This is a genomic window from Bacteroides sp. GM023, assembly GCF_014750685.1.
Lineage (GTDB): Bacteria > Bacteroidota > Bacteroidia > Bacteroidales > Bacteroidaceae > Bacteroides.
Genome location: NZ_JAAXGE010000016.1, coordinates 45,469 through 65,143, shown reverse-complemented (window position 1 = coordinate 65,143; position 19,675 = coordinate 45,469). Strand labels below are relative to the sequence as shown.

Genomic DNA, 19,675 nt, shown 5'->3' with positions numbered 1-19,675 from the left:
ACTTATTAGTTATATTTGCAAGTCGAACAACGGACATTTAGAAAGAGATAGATAAAAATAAAGACAATATTAATTCTTGTTTTAATTTTAGATAAACTATGGCAGACAAAAAAGAAAAACTCTTCTCAGACTTTTCTCCTGTCTCCACCGAACAATGGATGGAGAAGGTTACAGCCGACTTGAAAGGTGCTGATTTTGAGAAGAAGCTCGTTTGGAAAACAAACGAAGGGTTCAAAGTGAAACCTTTCTACCGGATGGAAGACTTGGAAGGTTTGAAAACGACTGATGCACTTCCCGGAGAATTCCCTTATCTGAGAGGAACTAAAAAAGACAACAATGAGTGGCTGGTTCGCCAGGAAATCAAGGTCGAATGTCCGAAAGAAGCCAATGCGAAAGCACTGGATATTCTGAACAAGGGTGTCGACTCACTTTCTTTCCATGTGAAGGCGAAAGAACTCAGTGCGGAATATCTTGAGACTCTGTTGAATGATATTCAGGCTGAGTGTGTAGAGCTTAACTTCTCTACTTGCCAGGGACATGTTGTTGAACTGGCTAATCTGCTGGTAGCTTATTTCCAGAAGAAAGATTATGATGTGAAGAAACTGAAAGGTTCCATCAACTATGATTTCTTCAACAAGATGCTGACCCGCGGTAAGGAAAAGGGTGATATGGTGCAAACCGCCAAAGCTCTGATTGAAGCTATCCAACCACTTCCTTTCTATCGTGTACTGAATGTAAACGCTCTATCCCTGAATAACGCAGGTGCTTATATTTCCCAAGAACTGGGTTATGCATTGGCTTGGGGTAACGAATACATGAGCCAACTGACCGATACCGGTGTTCCTGCCGCTATCGTAGCCAAGAAAATCAAATTCAATTTTGGTATCAGTTCCAACTACTTCCTTGAAATTGCAAAATTCCGTGCCGCACGTCTGCTTTGGGCGAACATCGTAGCTTCTTACAACCCCGAATGTGTGCGCGATTGTGATAACAAAGGTGCTAACGGTGAATGCCGTTGTGCAGCCAAAATGGCGGTTCATGCCGAAACTTCCACTTTCAATCTGACTTTGTTTGATGCACACGTGAACCTGCTTCGTACACAAACCGAAGCGATGAGCGCTGCATTAGGTGGTGTAGATTCTATGACAGTGACTCCGTTTGACAAGACATACGAAACTCCGGATGAATTTTCCGAACGTCTTGCCCGTAACCAACAACTGTTGTTGAAAGAAGAATCTCATTTTGATAAAGTGATCGACCCGGCTGCCGGTTCCTATTATATTGAAAACTTGACTGTATCTATCGCTAAGCAAGCCTGGGATTTGTTCTTATCAGTAGAAGAAGCCGGTGGTTTCTATGCTGCATTGAAAGCGGGAACCGTTCAGGCTGCCGTGAACGAAAGCAATAAGGCTCGTCATAAAGCAGTTGCTCAGCGTCGTGAAGTGTTGTTGGGTACCAACCAGTTCCCGAATTTCAACGAGAAAGCAGGTGACAAGCAACCGGCAGAAGCGAAATGCTGCTGCGGTGGTGATTCTCATACTTGCGAAAAAGATGTGGATACATTGGTATTCGACCGTGCCGCCAGCGAATTTGAAGCATTGCGTCTCGAAACGGAAGCATCGGGTAAACGTCCGAAGGCATTCATGCTGACTATCGGTAATTTGGCAATGCGTCAGGCACGTGCACAATACTCTTGCAACTTCCTGGCTTGTGCTGGTTATGAAGTTGTCGATAATCTTGGATTTGAAACAGTGGAAGCCGGAGTGGAAGCTGCTATGGCTGCGAAAGCTGACATTGTTGTTATCTGTTCCAGTGACGATGAATATGCAGAATATGCAGTGCCTGCATTCAAAGCCTTGAATGGTCGTGCTATGTTTATTGTTGCCGGTGCTCCTGCCTGCATGGACGAACTGAAAGCCGCAGGTATCGAAAACTTCATCCATGTTCGTGTCAACGTGCTGGATACCTTGAAAGAGTTTAACGCCAAACTATTGAAGTAAGATGAGAAAAGATTTTAAAAACTTAGATATATATGCCGCATTTCAGCCTGCCAACGGTGCTGAATGGCAAAAGGCTAACGGTATCTCCGCTGACTGGAAAACACCGGAACACATTGAAGTGAAGCCTGTTTATACAAAAGAAGACCTTGAAGGAATGGAACATCTCGGCTATGCTGCCGGACTTCCGCCTTACCTGCGTGGCCCGTATTCAGTAATGTACACCCTTCGTCCCTGGACAATCCGCCAGTATGCCGGCTTCTCTACTGCCGAAGAATCAAATGCATTCTATCGCCGTAACCTGGCTTCCGGTCAGAAAGGTTTGTCGGTTGCATTCGACTTGGCTACTCACCGCGGTTATGACCCCGACCACGAACGTGTTGTGGGTGATGTAGGTAAGGCAGGTGTGTCTATCTGTTCCTTGGAAAACATGAAAGTATTGTTCGATGGTATTCCTTTGAACAAGATGTCCGTATCTATGACAATGAACGGTGCGGTGCTTCCGATTATGGCATTCTACATCAATGCCGGACTGGAACAAGGTGCCAAACTGGAAGAAATGGCAGGTACTATTCAGAACGATATTCTGAAAGAATTCATGGTGCGTAATACCTATATTTATCCGCCTGCATTCTCAATGAAGATTATTTCCGACATCTTCGAATATACTTCACAGAAGATGCCGAAGTTCAACTCTATCTCTATCTCCGGTTACCATATGCAGGAAGCAGGTGCTACGGCAGATATCGAGTTGGCTTACACACTGGCTGACGGTCTCGAATATCTTCGTGCCGGAACTGCCGCAGGTATTGATATTGACGCGTTTGCTCCCCGTCTGTCTTTCTTCTGGGCGATTGGTACAAACCACTTCATGGAAATCGCCAAGATGCGTGCTGCACGTATGTTGTGGGCAAAGATTGTGAAACAATTCAATCCGAAGAACCCGAAATCACTGGCATTGCGTACTCACTCTCAGACTTCCGGCTGGTCACTGACCGAACAAGACCCGTTCAACAATGTGGGACGTACTTGTATCGAAGCTATGGCTGCCGCTTTGGGACATACACAATCCCTGCATACCAATGCACTGGATGAGGCCATCGCCCTGCCGACGGACTTCTCCGCACGTATTGCCCGTAATACACAAATTTATATCCAGGAGGAAACTTATGTTTGTAAGAACGTTGACCCATGGGGTGGTTCTTATTATGTAGAATCTCTGACTAACGAACTGGCACACAAGGCTTGGGAACTTATCGAGGAAGTAGAAAAACTGGGTGGTATGGCGAAAGCTATTGAAACCGGTATTCCTAAGATGCGTATCGAAGAGGCTGCCGCACGTACGCAGGCTCGTATCGACAGTGGTCAGCAGACTATTGTCGGCGTGAACAAGTATCGTTTGGAAAAAGAAGCCCCGATTGACATTCTTGAAATTGATAATACAGCGGTTCGTCTTGAACAGATTGACAACCTGAACCGTTTGAAAGAAGGACGCAATCAGGCAGAGGTGGACAAGGCATTGGCTGCTATTACCGAATGTGTGAAGACCGGCAAGGGGAACTTGTTGGAACTGGCTGTGGAAGCGGCTCATGTTCGCGCTACATTGGGTGAGATTTCATCTGCTTGCGAACAGATTGTAGGACGTTATAAAGCAATAATTAGAACTATATCAGGCGTGTATTCATCAGAAAGTAAAAACGATAGCGACTTCAAACGTGCTTGTGAACTGGCTGAGAAGTTTGCGAAGAAAGAGGGACGTCAACCTCGTATTATGGTTGCCAAAATGGGACAGGACGGTCATGACCGTGGTGCCAAAGTGGTAGCGACCGGTTATGCGGATTGTGGTTTCGACGTGGATATGGGACCTTTGTTCCAGACTCCTGCGGAAGCAGCCCGCGAAGCAGTAGAAAACGACGTTCACGTAGTAGGTGTTTCTTCACTGGCTGCCGGACACAAGACATTGGTTCCGCAGATTATCGAAGAATTGAAGAAACTGGGTCGTGAAGACATCGTTGTGATCGCCGGTGGTGTTATTCCTGCACAGGATTATGACTTCCTGTACAAAGCAGGTGTAGCTGCTATCTTCGGCCCTGGTACTCCGGTTGCGAAAGCTGCTTGTCAGATTTTGGAAATCCTGATGGATGAAGAATAGACAATCGATGGATTATATGTGGTTGTATAAACCATGAATAGATAATTTAAAAAAGGGTCAGTTGCTGACCCTTTTTTTGTATCCTATTATTGAAATCTTTCTTTTTAGGAGTTTAGAAAAAAGTACCTCAAATTTGATTTATTGAAAAAATATTCATAATATTGTCATCACTTTGTTAATTGTTGGCCCTTACCTTTGCGCATAAATTTCTAAACTATGGTAGATTTCATGGATGATAAACAATTGTTGGGAGAGCTGAAAAGAGGCAATAATGCAGCTTTTGAGTTTCTGTTCAAGAGTTATTATCCTCGTTTGCGAGGGTATGCTATTCGTTTTATAGAAGATGAAGAAACGGTTCGCGATATTATTCAGGAGTGTTTCTTGCGATTTTGGGAACGTCGCGAAATGTTATCTGCCATCTCACTTACTTCCCTTCTTTTTTCTATGGTCCGCAATGGATGTCTGAATTATCTGAAGCATCGCTCGATTGTTGAAAAGTACCGGGTGGAATACCTGGCAAAGGTGGATGGGGAAGAAAGGCTCTACTACGCAGACTTTATGCAGGATGCGGAACATAAGTTATTATACAAAGAATTGCAGGAGCAGATTGCCCTTGTGCTCAATCAGTTGCCGGACAGGTCGCGTGAGATTTTTTTGTTAAGCCGTTTCAGGGGATTGAAGAACAGGGAAATCGCGGAAAAACTACAAATATCTACCACGGCAGTCGAGAAGCATATCGCAAGGGCTTTGCAATATTTCTCCCGGCATTTCAGCGAACACTATCCAGTGGATTTGTATATGGTGATATTAGCATGGCTGATGATGGAGCAGAAATAATCAATGCGCTCTTCGGTTATATAAAGAATAGAAAGCAGGAAAGTTTTTTCTGCTTTTTTTGTTTCAGGGGTTGGGTAAAAGAAATATGGGTTGTTACATCTTATAGAAAGTGAATATAATGAAGCAAGAAGAAAATATCCGTGAATTGGCTATTCAGTATTTTGAAGGATGCATATCAAGATCTGACGAAAAGAATCTGTTCGAATATATCGACCGGGTGGAAGGCGGCTATGGCAGGTTCCGTCAATGGGAAAAAGAATGGATGAATCACCGGGATACCGATTCGGAGACAGATGCCGAATGGGAAGCTTTGAAGCATAAAATGTATACACAGGAAGCTATTGTTCCGTTATTGAAAAAGCCGAGACCGGGTATATGGAAGATTGCCCGCATCGCTGCTGTTATAGCTTTGATTGTCGGTACTACGCTGGGTATTCAGCAAGCCATTTACTTGTTTACGCCAAAGACTTTCTTTGTTTGCGAAGCTCCGTTGGGAGATAAGAGTAAGATACAGCTTTCGGATGGTACGGTCGTATGGTTGAATGCAGGTTCCGTGCTAAGATATTCGAATCATTTCAATACAGCCGACCGGGTAGTGGAACTGGAAGGAGAAGGCTATTTTGAAGTGACCAAACAGAATGGAAAGCTATTCACAGTAAAGACGCATGAATATGATGTGGTGGTGAAAGGTACGAAGTTTAATGTATCTGCCTATTCGGAAGATTCATATATAACAACCACCTTGCTGGAAGGAGCGGTAGAGTTGAATTATAAAGAAGACCGGATAAGGATGTCGCCGGGAGAATCCATCTCGTTGGATTTGGCGACAGGACAGTTGAAAGGAAAGAAAGTAAATGCACGTCAGGCAATGGCATGGGCGGAAGACAGGATAGAATATGACGACATTACGTTAGGAGAGATGGTGAAGAAACTTTCCCGTCAGTATGATGTACGTATTCAGTTGGAGTCGGAGAAGTTGGGTGATATGAAGTTCCGTGTTTCGTTGCGTAATAAAGAGACGATCGTAGATGTAATGGACGCATTGAAAGAAATCATACCTATCAAAGTAGAATATAAGGAAAAGGATATATATATAAGATAAGAACTCAATGTTTAATTGTAAAGAAATCAAGTATGAATATTACTCAAATAGGTAGATTTGGGATGCTGTTGATGATGGCATCTGTTGCAATCTCGTGTTCTGACCCTAATCCTTTGGACTCATATACCCGTGTCCCGTTTGAAAAGGCGGAAACGGATGACGGAAACAGTGATGGTGACGGAGACGGTGCCGGCGGTTTGTTCGAGAAAGGAAACGGAACGGACAGCAAACCATATATGATAATGAATGCGACGCAGATTAGGAATATGCGTAGTGTGTTGAAATCGGGAATAAAAGTTTATTTCCAGTTGGGTGCTGATATTGATATGGCAGGCGTTGATGACTGGCAGGCGCTGAATGCTTCAGGGGATTTTCCTTATGAAATAGATTTTGACGGAGACAGCCATGTCATAAAGAACTTCAAATGTTCTGCCGGTGATTATCCGAGTTTCTTCGGAGTATTGTGCGGTGATTGCCGTAATGTGGGCTTTGTGAATGCTTCTGTATCGTCAGCGCGGCAGGGGATTGGAATAATCACCGGTTACCTTGGACTTAAAGATAAGGGTAACGGCAATAAGACAGGAAGAATAGTGAACTGCTATACGACCGGTGAAGTGATTGGCTCCGGTGCGGCGGGTGGAATAGCCGGCGTGCTGGCAAACAGCTATGATGGGCAAGAAAGTTATATAAAGAACTGCTATTCAAGTGCAACGGTCAGCGACCAGGCGGCAAGTGGTGGAAAAGCAGGCGGCATTGCCGGAAGGAAAGTGGGTGTCGGCGGATTTATAGAGAACTGCTATGCATACGGAACAGTCAGCGCGACTAAAGGAGGCGTAGGCGGCATTTTGGGACAAATCGACAAAAATAGTGACATTGCCATCAAGAACAGCGTGGCGTGGAGCAACTTGACCGGAGTAGATGCTTCGTCAACCGTAGGACGCATTGTTGGTGTCTCTGCTTCGTTGGGCAGTTATGAGAATTGTTACGCCTGTGAGAGTATTGTACTCAAGGTGAATGAAAATACGATTACCGCATCAGACGAATCGTCAGCCACGGGAACTACTTTTCACGGAGTGGCGAAGTCAGCGGAAGAACTGGGGAATATCATCGTAGCCTGGAATCCGAATCTTTGGAAAAAAGGAACGAACGGTTATCCGATATTCAAGTGGTCTGAATAAATAGAGCCAGTCGATACAAAAAAGCAGAAATAATCTGCTTTTTTGCTTTTATAGGGGTTGGGCAGATGAATGATGAGTTGTTTTATCTTATAGAAGCGATTCAGAGAAATACTACAATCGAATATATATATCCTTAAATATAAATCACTTTAAATTGTAACAACTTAATTGATAAAATTATGAATGACCGAAGAAACTCATTTTTTAGACTGTTTCTCCTGATTCTGTTGTGTTTGGGCGTCCAGTCACTACGGGCGCAGACAGTTACAAAGGTCTTTAAAAATGAGCCGCTGAAGGCGGTATTGAAAGAAGTTGAGCGGCAGACGAAGTACTCCATTATCTATAAAACGGACGAAGTTAATGAAAATAAGAAGATAACGGCTTCCTTTCAGCAGGCAACTGTTAATAATGTACTTGCTGCTGTTTTGGATAAAGATGTAGAGTACAAACTACAGAACCGGATGATTATCATCACAAAGAAAACAGCACGCAATACTGCTGCCGTACCGTCGCAGTCTTTACACCGGGTTACGGGGAAGGTGGTTGATGTGAACGGTGACCCGGTAATCGGTGCCAGCGTGCAGGTGACGGGGCAGTCTATGGGAACGATTACGAATTTGGATGGTGAATTTACGTTGTCGGCAGTTTCGGTTAATGCAGTAGTTGTAGTGTCCTATATTGGATTTGAAAAGAAAGAAATCAAAGTCTCCGAGTTGCAGAAATCTCCGAGAGTGATGTTGCGGGAAGATACGGCTACGCTGGAAGAAGTAGTGGTGGTAGGCTATGGTACTCAAAAGAAAATAAACCTGACGGGAGCCGTTGCGGTAGTAGACAGTAAAGCGATGGAAGACAGACCCGTGCCGAGAGCTTCACAGATGCTGCAAGGAACGGTACCCAACATGAATGTGACTTTCGGGTCGGGATATCCGGGAGCTTCGGCAACTATCAATATCCGTGGTGTGAACTCTATCAGCGGCAATGCGTCGCCATTAGTACTGATTGACGGAATAGAAGGAGATATCGACCGCTTGAATCCGAATGACATCGCTTCCATCTCCGTATTGAAAGATGCTTCTTCGGCCGCTATTTACGGGGCTCGTGCTTCTTATGGTGTTATCCTCGTGACTACCAAGGAAGGTTCTGCCCGCAAGACTACCGTTTCGTATGATGGAAGATATTCGTGGAGCAATCAGACGACTTCCACTGATTTTGAAACCAGGGGATATTATTCGGCAGGTATCAACGATCTGTTTTATACCAATTACAACGGAAAGCCTTATACCAACTATACGGAAGAAGACTACCGCCAGCTTTGGTTGAGGCGGAATGATAAAACGGAGAATCCTGAACGCCCCTGGGTGGTCACTGACCAACGCGACGGAAGGGATACATACGTCTATTACGGCAACTTCGACTGGTATAATTATCTTTACCGTAAAAACAGGCCGATGTGGGAGCACAATATCAGTGTCAGCGGGGGAAATGAGAAGCTGAACTATTATTTATCAGGAAATACAGTCGATCAAACAGGTATCTTCAGACAAAACCCTGATAAATATAAGGTGTATAATTTCAGAAGTAAAATCTCGGCAAAAATTACCCCGCGGCTGACAATCAGCAATAACACGAAGTATCACTATAACAGCTATTCTTATCCGGGATTATCGGGTATTAATAACAACTTCAATACTGCGGTTAACCATGCGTTGGCAAGCTTCGTACCTGTCAATCCGGATGGCAGTGCTGTTTATCTGACTTCATTGAGTAATTCCAGCGTCCTGGATGGTATGGGAGCTATCCTTGCCTATGGCAAGCATAAGAATGAAGACCAGCGGTATGAGTTCTCCACAACTTTTGAAGCAAGTTTCAATGTGATGAAGAACCTGAATATCCGTGCAAATTACAGTTACCTGCACTATAACTATCAGACCATGAACAGAACGGTAAATGTGCCGTATTCCAAATATCCGGGTGAGATATCCTATCTGACTACCGGAAGCGGTGTGAATCAGTTGAAGGAAACACAGACCAACCATTGGTACCAGGCTTTCAATGTCTATGGTGACTATATGTTGGATATTGCCGACCATCAGATAAAAATCATGGCGGGTTACAACTATGAAACCAAGCGTTTGAAAGATATCAAAGTCTCCCGCCAGGGCTTGCTCTCCGATGACCTGAATGACTTGAACCTGGCTGTAGGAGATGCGATGACTATGTCTGGCGGACAGAATGAATACGCGCTTCTCGGAGCATTCTATCGTCTTAATTACTCCTACAAAGGCGGTCGTTATTTATTTGAGACGAGCGGCCGTTATGACGGAAGTTCCCGTTTCAGAAGCGGACATCGTTTCGGTTTCTTCCCCTCGGCTTCCGTAGGATGGAGAATCAGTGAAGAACCGTTTTTCGGAAACTTAAAGAAGAATATTGATAATGTGAAATTACGCCTATCATACGGTTCGTTGGGAAATCAGCAGGTAGGATATTACGATTATATCCAAACCATTAATACCAACGGCACGATGAACTACATCTTTGGCGACCAGAAGAAAGGCTCTTATGCAAGTGTCTCCGACCCGAATTCCGCCGACCTGACCTGGGAAACCGTTTCGACCTGGAACGTGGGACTGGACCTCGGATTCCTGAACAACCGCCTGAACTTGACCGCCGATGCCTATATCCGCGATACTAAAGGTATGCAAACTTCCGGTAAAAAGCTCCCCGGTGCTTATGGAGCTAATGAACCCAAGCAAAATGCAGCCAACCTGCGTACCAAAGGCTGGGAATTGATGCTGACCTGGAATGATGCGTTCAAACTGGCAAACAAACCTTTCCGCTATAACCTATCCGTAGGGCTGGCGGACAATACATCGGAAATAACGAAGTTCGATAATCCTTCGAAGATATTGAGTGATTACTATGTCGGTCAGAAGTTGGGTGATATTTGGGGATATGTAGTGGACGGACTTTTCAGGACAGACGAAGAAGCGGCAAGCTATAACGTCGACCAGACAGCAGTCAATTTCGTTATCAATACAGCACAGGTGAATCCGGGACTTCATGCCGGTGATATGAAATTTGTTGATTTGAACGGCGACCATAAAATCTCTTCCGGCTCGAACACAGCAGATGACCCGGGCGACCGTAAAATAATCGGAAACTCATTGCCTCGCTATACATACAGTATTCAAGGTGGTTTCGACTGGTATGGATTCGACTTCTCCATTTATCTTCAGGGAGTAGGACGCCAGGATTGGTATCCGGGCACTAACTCCGTATTCTTTTGGGGACCATACGCCCGTCCGTACTCGTCGTTCATTCCGCGCGATTTCTTGAGTCAGGTATGGAGCCCGGAAAATCCCGATGCTTATTTCCCGCGTCCGATAGGATATCTTGCCCTCGGCAATAACCGTTCTTTGGGAGTGGTGAACGACCGCTATTTGCAGAACCTGGCTTATTGCAGAGTGAAGAATATTACAGTAGGCTATACGATTCCCGCTGCATGGACGAAGAAAGTAAAGATAGAACGCCTGCATATCTATTTCAGTGGTGAGAACCTGTTTACCTTCTCTCCGCTAAAGAGTGATTACATTGACCCGGAACAGGCTTCGGCTGAGAATTCCATTCAATCGGCAAATGGTAACGCAAAACTGTATCCCTGGTCAAAGACCTATTCTTTTGGAGTGAACGTAACTTTTTAAACTAACTAATATTTGAATTATGAAACCTGTTTATATAGTATCTTGGTTGTTCGCATTGGCGGTATCTTTCGCATCTTGCGACGATTGGTTGGATAAGACCCCCAAAGACCGCCTGTATCCGGATGTATATTTCAAGACTGAAGATGAGTTGCGGTTATTTACGAATCAGTTTTATAACAATCTGGTTCCTTCTGCCGTCGATATTTATTCCGAGTCGTCCGATTTGATTGTCAAGTCCGACTTAATGCTTGAAATGTCAGGACAGCGCATCATACCCGATGAAGGAAACGGCTGGAACTTTACGGCACTCCGCGATATTAATTTCTATTTGCAGCATTCCCACAACTGCACGGAGGCGAATGCCCGTAACCGTTACGATGGTGTTGCCCGTTTTTTCAGAGCCTATTTCTACTTTGAGAAGGTGAAGAGATATGGTGATATTCCCTGGTATGACAAAGCACTCGATTCAGACGACCCCGATTTGTATAAAGCCCGTGACTCACGTGAATTTGTCATGCAGAAAATGTTGGAAGACCTGGATTTTGCGATTACCAATCTTCCGAAAACGAAGAATGCGTATATACTGACCCGGTGGACGGCATTAGCCCTGAAATCCCGTGTCTGCCTGTTTGAGGGTACTTTCCGCAAATATCACGGACTGGAAGATTATGAAAAATACCTGAATGCCTGCGTCTCGGCTTCCGAAACCTTTATGAACGAAAGCGGATATACGCTCTATAAATCGGGCAGCGCACCTTACAGGGATTTATTCGCTTCCATAAATCTACAGGCGGATGAAGTGATTTTCGGTCGTGACTACGAAGCTTCTCTTTCTGTTCTCCACAATGTGCAGAATTATGAGAACTCCACCACGATGGGACGTCCGGGAATGAACAAGAAGATTGTGAATTCTTATCTGATGGCAGACGGAAGCCGTTTCACGGATAAGGCCGGTTATGAAACGATGACATTCGACCAGGAATGTCAGAACCGGGACCCGCGACTGGCACAGACCATCCGTACCCCCGGATATACGAGAATAGGAAGCACAAAGAAAGAAGCCCCGAACTTGGCTTATACCATGACCGGATATCACCTGATAAAATATTCGATGACGGCCAACTACGATGAATACAATAAATCGTGCAACGATATTCCTTTGTTCCGCACGGCAGAAGTGTATCTGAACTTTGCCGAAGCGAAAGCCGAGCTGGGTATTTTGAAGCAAGCCGACATCAATAAATCCATCAAACTGCTTAGAGACAGGGTAGGTATGACTAACCTCGATATGGAACTGGCAAACTCAAAACCCGACCCGTATTTGATGAGTGCCGCCACAGGTTATCCGAATGTGAAAGGGGCCAATCAGGGAGTCATCCTTGAAATCCGTCGCGAACGAACCATCGAACTGGCAATGGAAGGTTTCCGCTATTACGACATCATGCGTTGGAAAGAAGGCAAACTATTCGAGAATGACCTGCTGGGAATCTATATTCCCGGTCCCGGCACCTACGATTTGGATAAAGACGGCACGGATGATGTCTGCTTCTATGTAGGAACAAAACCTGCCGGAAATGTACCTCTATATTTGGAGATTGGTGAACAGATTCGCTTGTCGAATGGTCAGAACGGCTATATTCTCAGTCATAGTCTGATTACCCGGAAGTGGAATGAAGACAGAGATTATCTATACCCTGTTCCTATCAATGAACGTACTTTGTCCAATGGTGTGGTAACACAGAACCCCGGTTGGAATGACGGATTGAACTTTAATTAATTAGATTCAGAAATATAAATTCTTATGAAAAATATGATTCCTTATATATGTCTTTTGGCAACCATGTTTGCCAACCTGTCCTGTGCTGACGACCTGGACAACTCCAAATTCGATAATATGATACCCTACGGTAAACAGGAAGTTTCCTACACTTATCCCAAAACAGAAGGTAACCTTAGGGTACTGACCTTTAATATAAGACATTGTGCCGGCAATGATGGCGTGATTAATTATGACAGGACAGCCGCTGTTATCAATGGAATGGAGCCTGATGTCGTTTGTTTGCAGGAAGTGGATTATATGACTACCCGCAGTAATAAAGTCGACCAACTGAAAACCCTGGCGGATAAAACAGGCATGAACCACTACTTCAGTAAGTCGATAGCCTATCAGGGTGGTGAATACGGCAACGGACTTTTATTCAAAGGAATACCAATCAGTACACGGACTTACCCCCTTCCCGGTACCGAACTCCGTTCTGCTGCCATAGCCGAATTTGAGAACTATGTCGTTATCTCCACCCACTTGGCTTTGGAAGAGAATAATAGAGTTGAATCTGCGAAACTGCTCACAGACCTTGCTAAAGAATATAATAAAGTGGTCTATATGGCGGGTGACTTTAACGAGGACTTGATGAATGGCACATTCTTTACGGAACTGAAGAAAGAATGGGAGGTTGTCAGTTCCACAGAGAACACTTTCCCTACCGGACAAGCGACCAAACGAATTGATTTTGTAGTTACTTTGAAAACTCCGCCTACCAGTGTGGTGAAATCGAATGTGATATACAACCTGGACGGTGTCAACGTAAGCATAACTTCCGACCATTATCCGCTTTATTGTGATTTTAAAAAACCGACCGGACTTGAGGAATATCCGAAAGCAGAAACTGACTTGCGCATAGGTAACTATTTCCTCACCTATTGTAAAGGAACGGATGGAGTGATTGATTACGACCGGGTAGGACGTATTGTCACCAAAATGAATGCGGATATTGTATGCTTGCAGGGACTGGATAAGGAAACGGAACGTTCGGAAGGCATCGACCAGTTGAACGTGCTGGCACAGAAATCGAATATGCATGATTACTTTGCCAAAGCTATCGACTACAAAGGCGGCGAATTCGGTGTCGGCATACTGACAAAAGAAGAACCTGTCAGTGTGGACAGATATCAAATGGCGGGAAAGAGTGAGATGCGTGCAGCTATGGTAGTGGAATATGAAAAGTTTGTCGTAGCCAGCACCAACTTCGATACGGATATGGCAAAACGTATAGAAGCCCTTCAAACGTTAGAAACAAAACTGTCTGCCTATAATAAACCGGCATTCCTGTTGGGATACTTCAATGAAGGGGATTTGGAAAGCGAGTTCTTCGAAATGGTGAAGAGTAACTGGAATCTTCTTAGCGCTGATAAATCCACTGAAGTCAGTGGTAAGAAACGTCGCCTTGATTTTATTATATCTTTGAAGAGTCATAATGTAAATGTGACACAAACCGACGTGATAGAGAGCCTGTCGGGGGTAGACGTGACCGTTGCTTCTACACATTATCCTCTTTTCTGTGATTTCTCCGGTTTAAAATAAAAACGTAGGGTAACAATGATTTTCTCCCGTCTTCTTGTCCGTTAGGACTGGAAGACGGGAATTTTTTTTGTCTTTATTCTTTATCTTCTCTCAAATTTACTTATATTTGTCCGCCCCTTCATTCCAAAAACTCAGCGAATGGATAAAAAGACAGACGACATGGATGCCCGTTTTGAGCAGTTTTATGCCGCCAATTTCCCAAGAGTCAAGAACTTTGCGAGGTTGTTGACCAAGTCGGAAGAGGATGCAGAAGATATTGCCCAAAACATATTTCTCAAATTATGGACTCGTCCTGAATTATGGGCGGGGGAAGAATCTATGAATAGCTATCTGTACACTGTCACCCGGAATGAAATCTTCAATCTGTTCAAACATCAGAAGATAGAACAGGAATATGAGAATAAGATTATCAAGGCACAACTGATTGGCGAGTTATGCGATGAAGATACCACCCTTTTAGAGGAAATCTATTACAAGGAAGCATTGATGCTCGTAGAACTGGCACTCACCCAATTGCCGCCGCGCCGGAAAGAAGTGTTCGAAATGAGCCGTCTTGAAGGACTTTCCCATAAAGAAATAGCAGAGAAACTGCAAATCCCCCTTCGTACGGTAGAAGACCACATCTATAAAACCTTGACAGAACTCCGAAAAGTGTTAATGTTTGTTATCCTTCACCTGATTCTTCCGTAGTTCGTCTTTCTGAATAGTGGTATTTATGTAAGCGTTTTTAAGAAACCAATAAATACTTTTATGAAGAATTATATTCACGACATTATCGACCGTTACATCAAGCACGACTATCCGAAAGAAGTCGACAGGGATTTCCGTGTTTGGCTGACCGACCAGGAACATGCAGATGAGAAAGAGAATCAACTGAACAAACTTTGGGAATCTACAGAATCAGTAAGCACGCCCGGTTATGACCGCTCGCTGGAACGGATGCACGAATTTACCGGAATGGGAGCAAGACGCAAGATGCGTGCTTTGCGTAGCCGCTTGATTATTTGGAGAGTAGCAGCTACCTTATTAATCGCTTTGTCTTCTGTCTCTATATATTTGGCTTTGCAGAACCGCCAAGCGCCGGACTTGTTGCAGGCTTATATTCCTACTGCCGAAACACGGAATATTACTTTGCCGGACGGCACACAAGTGATGATAAACTCACAGAGCACGCTGCTATATCCACAGCAATTTACGGGTGACACACGTTGTGTCTATTTGGTTGGCGAAGCCGATTTCAAAGTAAAGCGGGACGCGAAACATCCGTTCATCGTGAAAACTTCTGATTTTCAAGTTACTGCCTTAGGAACGGAATTTAATGTGACAGCCTATCCGAATGAGGAGGAAGTGACGGCAACACTGATTTCAGGGAGCGTATTGGTAGAATATAATAATCAGCAGGAACAAAAAATGCTGGAACCGAACGAACAGTTGGCTTACAATAAAAGTACCTGTTCCGGCAACGTGCTTCGTCCGGATATGCAGGATGTGACAGCTTGGCAACGGGGAGAAATTGTATTCCGTAGCATGACGATGGAAGAGATATTCACCCGTCTCGAACGAAAATATCCATATACATTCGTTTACAGCTTCCGTAGCTTGAAGAAAGACCGTTTCAATCTTAGCTTCGACCCGAATGCTTCGATAGAAGATATAATGGATATCATTGCCCGTGTGACGGGAACGATAGATTATAAAATCGTGGAAGATAAATGTTATCTAACCCATCGGTGAAAAGAAGAAATCTGTCGGATATATTCGGGATGAAAGTCTCATCCCAACCTTCTCCCAGTGAGAGAAGATAAGAAATATTATATATAAGTATTTAACCTTGAAAACCGAAAAGCCTATGTAGAAAAAATATCCGGAAGAAGGTTGCAGCTTCTCCCGGATGTGAAATCGAAATTCTTACTATTAGCGTTGGACAGACGCTACTAAATTCGAGAATCTAACTTTATCTGTATAAACTAATACTAAGAAGATGCAGCAAATTTATGAAAATCTAGCCAATAAGCAGGCAATGAGCCGAGTATTTATGCTTTTTTTGTGCTGCCTGCTCTATTCGACACCTCTTTTCTCACAAAGCAGCAATGCCCGGATAACGATTCATCAGAAGAATATTTCGGTCATCGAAGCTCTGAAAGAAGTAGAGAAGCAGACGAAATTATCCGTCGGCTACAATGAATCGCAGCTAATCAGCAAGCCTTCCCTCAATCTCGCCCTGGAGAAGGCAACGTTGGCAACCTCTCTCAATGAGATTCTGAAAGGTACGGGCTATACCTACCAACTGAAAGGAAAATATATAATCATCGTCCCGCAGGAAAAGAAAGAAGCGGAAACGTCTCCTGCCAAACGTATCACCGGACGTGTGCTGGACGAACAGGGAGAACCCCTGATTGGTGTAAACGTTCTTGTGAAAGGCACGACTATTGGTTCCATTACCGATATGGACGGTAACTTCGCGCTTGAAGCTCCTGCTGGCAGTACGTTGAGTATCACCTATGTGGGATACACATCGCAGACAATACAGGTAACTGCCCAAAATAACTATCATGTGCAGCTAGCTTCGGATGCAAAGCTGTTGAGCGAGGTAGTAGTAACCGCACTCGGTATCAAGCGTGAACAAAAGGCATTGAGCTACAACGTGCAACAAGTGAAATCCGACGAACTGACACAAATCAAGGATGCCAATTTCGTGAACAGCCTGAACGGTAAAGTGGCGGGTGTTACTATCAATACCAGTTCTTCTGGAGTCGGCGGCGCGAGTAGGGTAGTGATGCGTGGAACGAAATCCATCGAGCAGAGCAGTAACGCCTTGTACGTAATAGATGGTATTCCCATGTACAACTTCGGTGGTGGAGGCGATACGGAATTTGGCTCGAAAGGAGCTTCTGAAGCGATTGCCGATATAAACCCTGAAGATATTGAAAGCATTTCCGTATTGACGGGAGCGGCTGCCGCTGCCCTTTATGGTAGTAACGCTGCCAACGGAGCGATTGTGATTACCACCAAGAAAGGAGAAACAGGAAAACTGCAAGTAGGCGTATCCAGTGGCTTCGAATGGCTGAAACCTTTTAAAATGGCCGACTTCCAGGGACGTTACGGCACGGGAAGCAATGGTAAAACAGGAAACTCCAGTATTTACAGTTGGGGTCCGAAGCTGAACTCTGCCGCGCAGACAGGCTACGAGCCTTCCGATTTCTTCGATACGGGCGCTGTATATACCAACTCTGTCACGCTGTCCACAGGTACGGACAAGAATCAGACTTTCTTTTCGGCGGCTGCCGTCAATTCGGCGGGAATGGTTCCAAATAACAGATACAACAGATATAACTTTACTTTCCGCAACACAACCAGTTTCCTGAACGATAAAATGAGACTGGACGTAAGTGCCAGCTATATCCTTCAGAACGACCGGAATATGACAAACCAGGGACAATATTCCAATCCGTTGGTTTCCGCCTATCTTTTCCCGAGAGGGGACGATTTCTCTTTGATAAAGAACTTCGAGCGTTGGGATGAGGCACGTAAGATCAGTGTTCAGTTCTGGCCGCAGGGAGAAGGTGACCTTCGTATGCAGAATCCTTACTGGATTGCTTACCGCAATCTCCGGCTCAACAATAAGAAACGCTATATGGCATCGGCAGGATTGAGCTATCAAATCCTCGACTGGCTGAACGTAGCGGGACGTGTACGCATTGACAATACGAATAGCGAATATGAAGGCAAACTATATGCGAGTACCAGCAGTACGCTGACCGACGGTAGTTCACAAGGACACTATACCGTCAACAACGGACAGTACTCGCAGACCTATGCCGACGTACTGGTGAATATCAACAAACGTATTCAGGACTTTACGATTGTCGCCAATATCGGAGCCAGTTATAGCGGAGTGACGAGTAAGGAACTGGGCTACGCAGGGCCGATACGTGACACCGGCATTCCTAACCTGTTCAATGTCTATGACTTGGATAACGCTAAGAAACGGGCTACGCAAGTCGGCTGGCGCGAAGCGACGGAATCCGTTTTCGCCAGTGTGGAAGTCGGATGGAAGAGTATGCTCTACCTCACTCTGACGGGGCGTAACGACTGGGCTTCCCAGTTAACCCATTCCCCGCAGGCTTCTTTCTTCTATCCTTCCGTAGGACTTTCGGCGGTTATCTCCGAAATGGTGAAACTGCCGTCGTGGGTGGATTATCTGAAGGTACGCGGCTCTTTCAGCTCGGTAGGTACGCCCTATCCGCGTTTCCTCACTTACCCCACGTATGCCTATGACCCTACCAAGCAGGACTGGAAGTCACAGACGCATTATCCTATCGGAAAATTATATCCGGAGCGCACTGACTCCTGGGAAATCGGTCTGGACGCTACCCTGTTCAAAGACTTCAAGTTGAGCGGCTCGTTCTACTACGCCAATACGTACAATCAGACCTTCGACCCTCAACTCCCCGTATCGTCAGGATATGACAAGCTCTATGTGCAAACCGGATACGTGCGCAACTATGGTTTCGAAGCAATGCTCTCCTACGGGCATCGTTGGGGTGACTTCGGTTGGGACAGCAGTTTCACATTCTCAACCAATAAGAATGAAATCGTAGAACTGGTAAAAGACTACATCCATCCGGAAAGCGGAAAAACCTACAATGTCGATAAACTCGAACTGAAAACGTCCGATGGACGCGGTTTCGGTAAAGCGAAATTCATCCTGAAAGAAGGCGGCACACTGGGCGACCTCTACACGCACGCCGACTTGAAGCGTGACATCAACGGTAAAATACTGATTGACGACAACGGAAGCGTAACAGCTATTGACAACGCCGGCGACATAAAACTAGGCAGCGTATTGCCGAAAGCCAACCTGGCGTGGAACAACAGCTTCTCCTATAAAGGTATCCATGCAGGCTTCCTGCTGACAGCGCGTTTGGGCGGCATCGTCTATTCCGCCACGCAAGCCTACCTCGATTTATACGGAGTATCCGAAACTTCCGCCGCCGCACGTGATGCCGGAGGAGTATTGGTAAACGGACGCAGCCACGTCAACCCGCAACGATTCTATGAAGTGGTCGCCTCGCAAAGCGGATTGCCCACCTATTACACATACAGTGCCACTAACCTGCGCTTGCAGGAAGCACATATCGGATACACGATTCCCCGGCGTTGGTTGGGCAATGTGTGTGATGTTAATGTATCCCTTGTCGGGAGAAATCTTTGGATGCTCTACTGCAAGGCTCCTTTCGACCCGGAAGCGGTAGCTACTACGAACAACTATTACCAGGGAATCGACTACTTTATGATGCCGAGTTCCCGGAATATAGGATTCAACATTAAGATTAACTTCTAAATA

The 19,675-nt window shown here is 45.1% G+C and carries 11 protein-coding genes; all 11 read left to right on the top strand.

Annotation, left to right across the window (positions count from 1 at the left end):
- Positions 1–98: 98 nt before the first annotated feature.
- Entirely contained in the window at positions 99–2,000 is a 1,902-nt protein-coding gene (gene mutA, locus HC965_RS24450) for a methylmalonyl-CoA mutase small subunit (RefSeq protein WP_191033945.1), read from the top strand.
- 1 nt (position 2,001) lies between these two features.
- On the top strand, positions 2,002–4,149 hold the full coding sequence (scpA, locus tag HC965_RS24445) for a methylmalonyl-CoA mutase (RefSeq protein ID WP_191033944.1): 2,148 nt from the start codon (positions 2,002–2,004) through the stop codon (positions 4,147–4,149).
- Positions 4,150–4,365: 216 nt separating this feature from the next.
- Complete coding sequence (locus HC965_RS24440; protein ID WP_191033943.1) at positions 4,366–4,986, top strand: RNA polymerase sigma-70 factor; 621 nt, start codon at positions 4,366–4,368, stop codon at positions 4,984–4,986.
- Positions 4,987–5,104: 118 nt separating this feature from the next.
- Positions 5,105–6,088, top strand: coding sequence for a FecR family protein (locus HC965_RS24435; protein ID WP_191033942.1), 984 nt, complete (start codon positions 5,105–5,107; stop codon positions 6,086–6,088).
- A gap of 32 nt (positions 6,089–6,120) precedes the next feature.
- Complete coding sequence (locus HC965_RS24430) at positions 6,121–7,266, top strand: peptidase M26 (RefSeq protein WP_191033941.1); 1,146 nt, start codon at positions 6,121–6,123, stop codon at positions 7,264–7,266.
- Positions 7,267–7,445: 179 nt separating this feature from the next.
- Positions 7,446–10,967 (top strand): SusC/RagA family TonB-linked outer membrane protein, encoded by a 3,522-nt coding sequence (locus HC965_RS24425; RefSeq protein WP_191033940.1) that lies wholly within the window; start codon positions 7,446–7,448, stop codon positions 10,965–10,967.
- 19 nt (positions 10,968–10,986) lie between these two features.
- Positions 10,987–12,744 carry a RagB/SusD family nutrient uptake outer membrane protein gene (locus HC965_RS24420; RefSeq protein ID WP_191033939.1) on the top strand — a complete coding sequence of 586 codons (1,758 nt, stop codon included), beginning with the start codon at positions 10,987–10,989 and terminating at the stop codon, positions 12,742–12,744.
- Between the two features lie 24 nt (positions 12,745–12,768).
- Positions 12,769–14,328: an endonuclease/exonuclease/phosphatase family protein gene (locus HC965_RS24415; protein ID WP_191033938.1), complete on the top strand. Its 1,560-nt coding sequence runs from the start codon at positions 12,769–12,771 to the stop codon at positions 14,326–14,328.
- A 138-nt stretch (positions 14,329–14,466) separates the two neighbouring features.
- Positions 14,467–15,018 (top strand): RNA polymerase sigma-70 factor, encoded by a 552-nt coding sequence (locus HC965_RS24410; RefSeq protein ID WP_191033937.1) that lies wholly within the window; start codon positions 14,467–14,469, stop codon positions 15,016–15,018.
- 60 nt (positions 15,019–15,078) lie between these two features.
- Positions 15,079–16,062 carry a FecR family protein gene (locus HC965_RS24405; RefSeq protein ID WP_191033936.1) on the top strand — a complete coding sequence of 328 codons (984 nt, stop codon included), beginning with the start codon at positions 15,079–15,081 and terminating at the stop codon, positions 16,060–16,062.
- A gap of 247 nt (positions 16,063–16,309) precedes the next feature.
- Positions 16,310–19,672 carry a TonB-dependent receptor gene (locus tag HC965_RS24400; protein ID WP_191033935.1) on the top strand — a complete coding sequence of 1,121 codons (3,363 nt, stop codon included), beginning with the start codon at positions 16,310–16,312 and terminating at the stop codon, positions 19,670–19,672.
- Positions 19,673–19,675 lie beyond the last annotated feature (3 nt).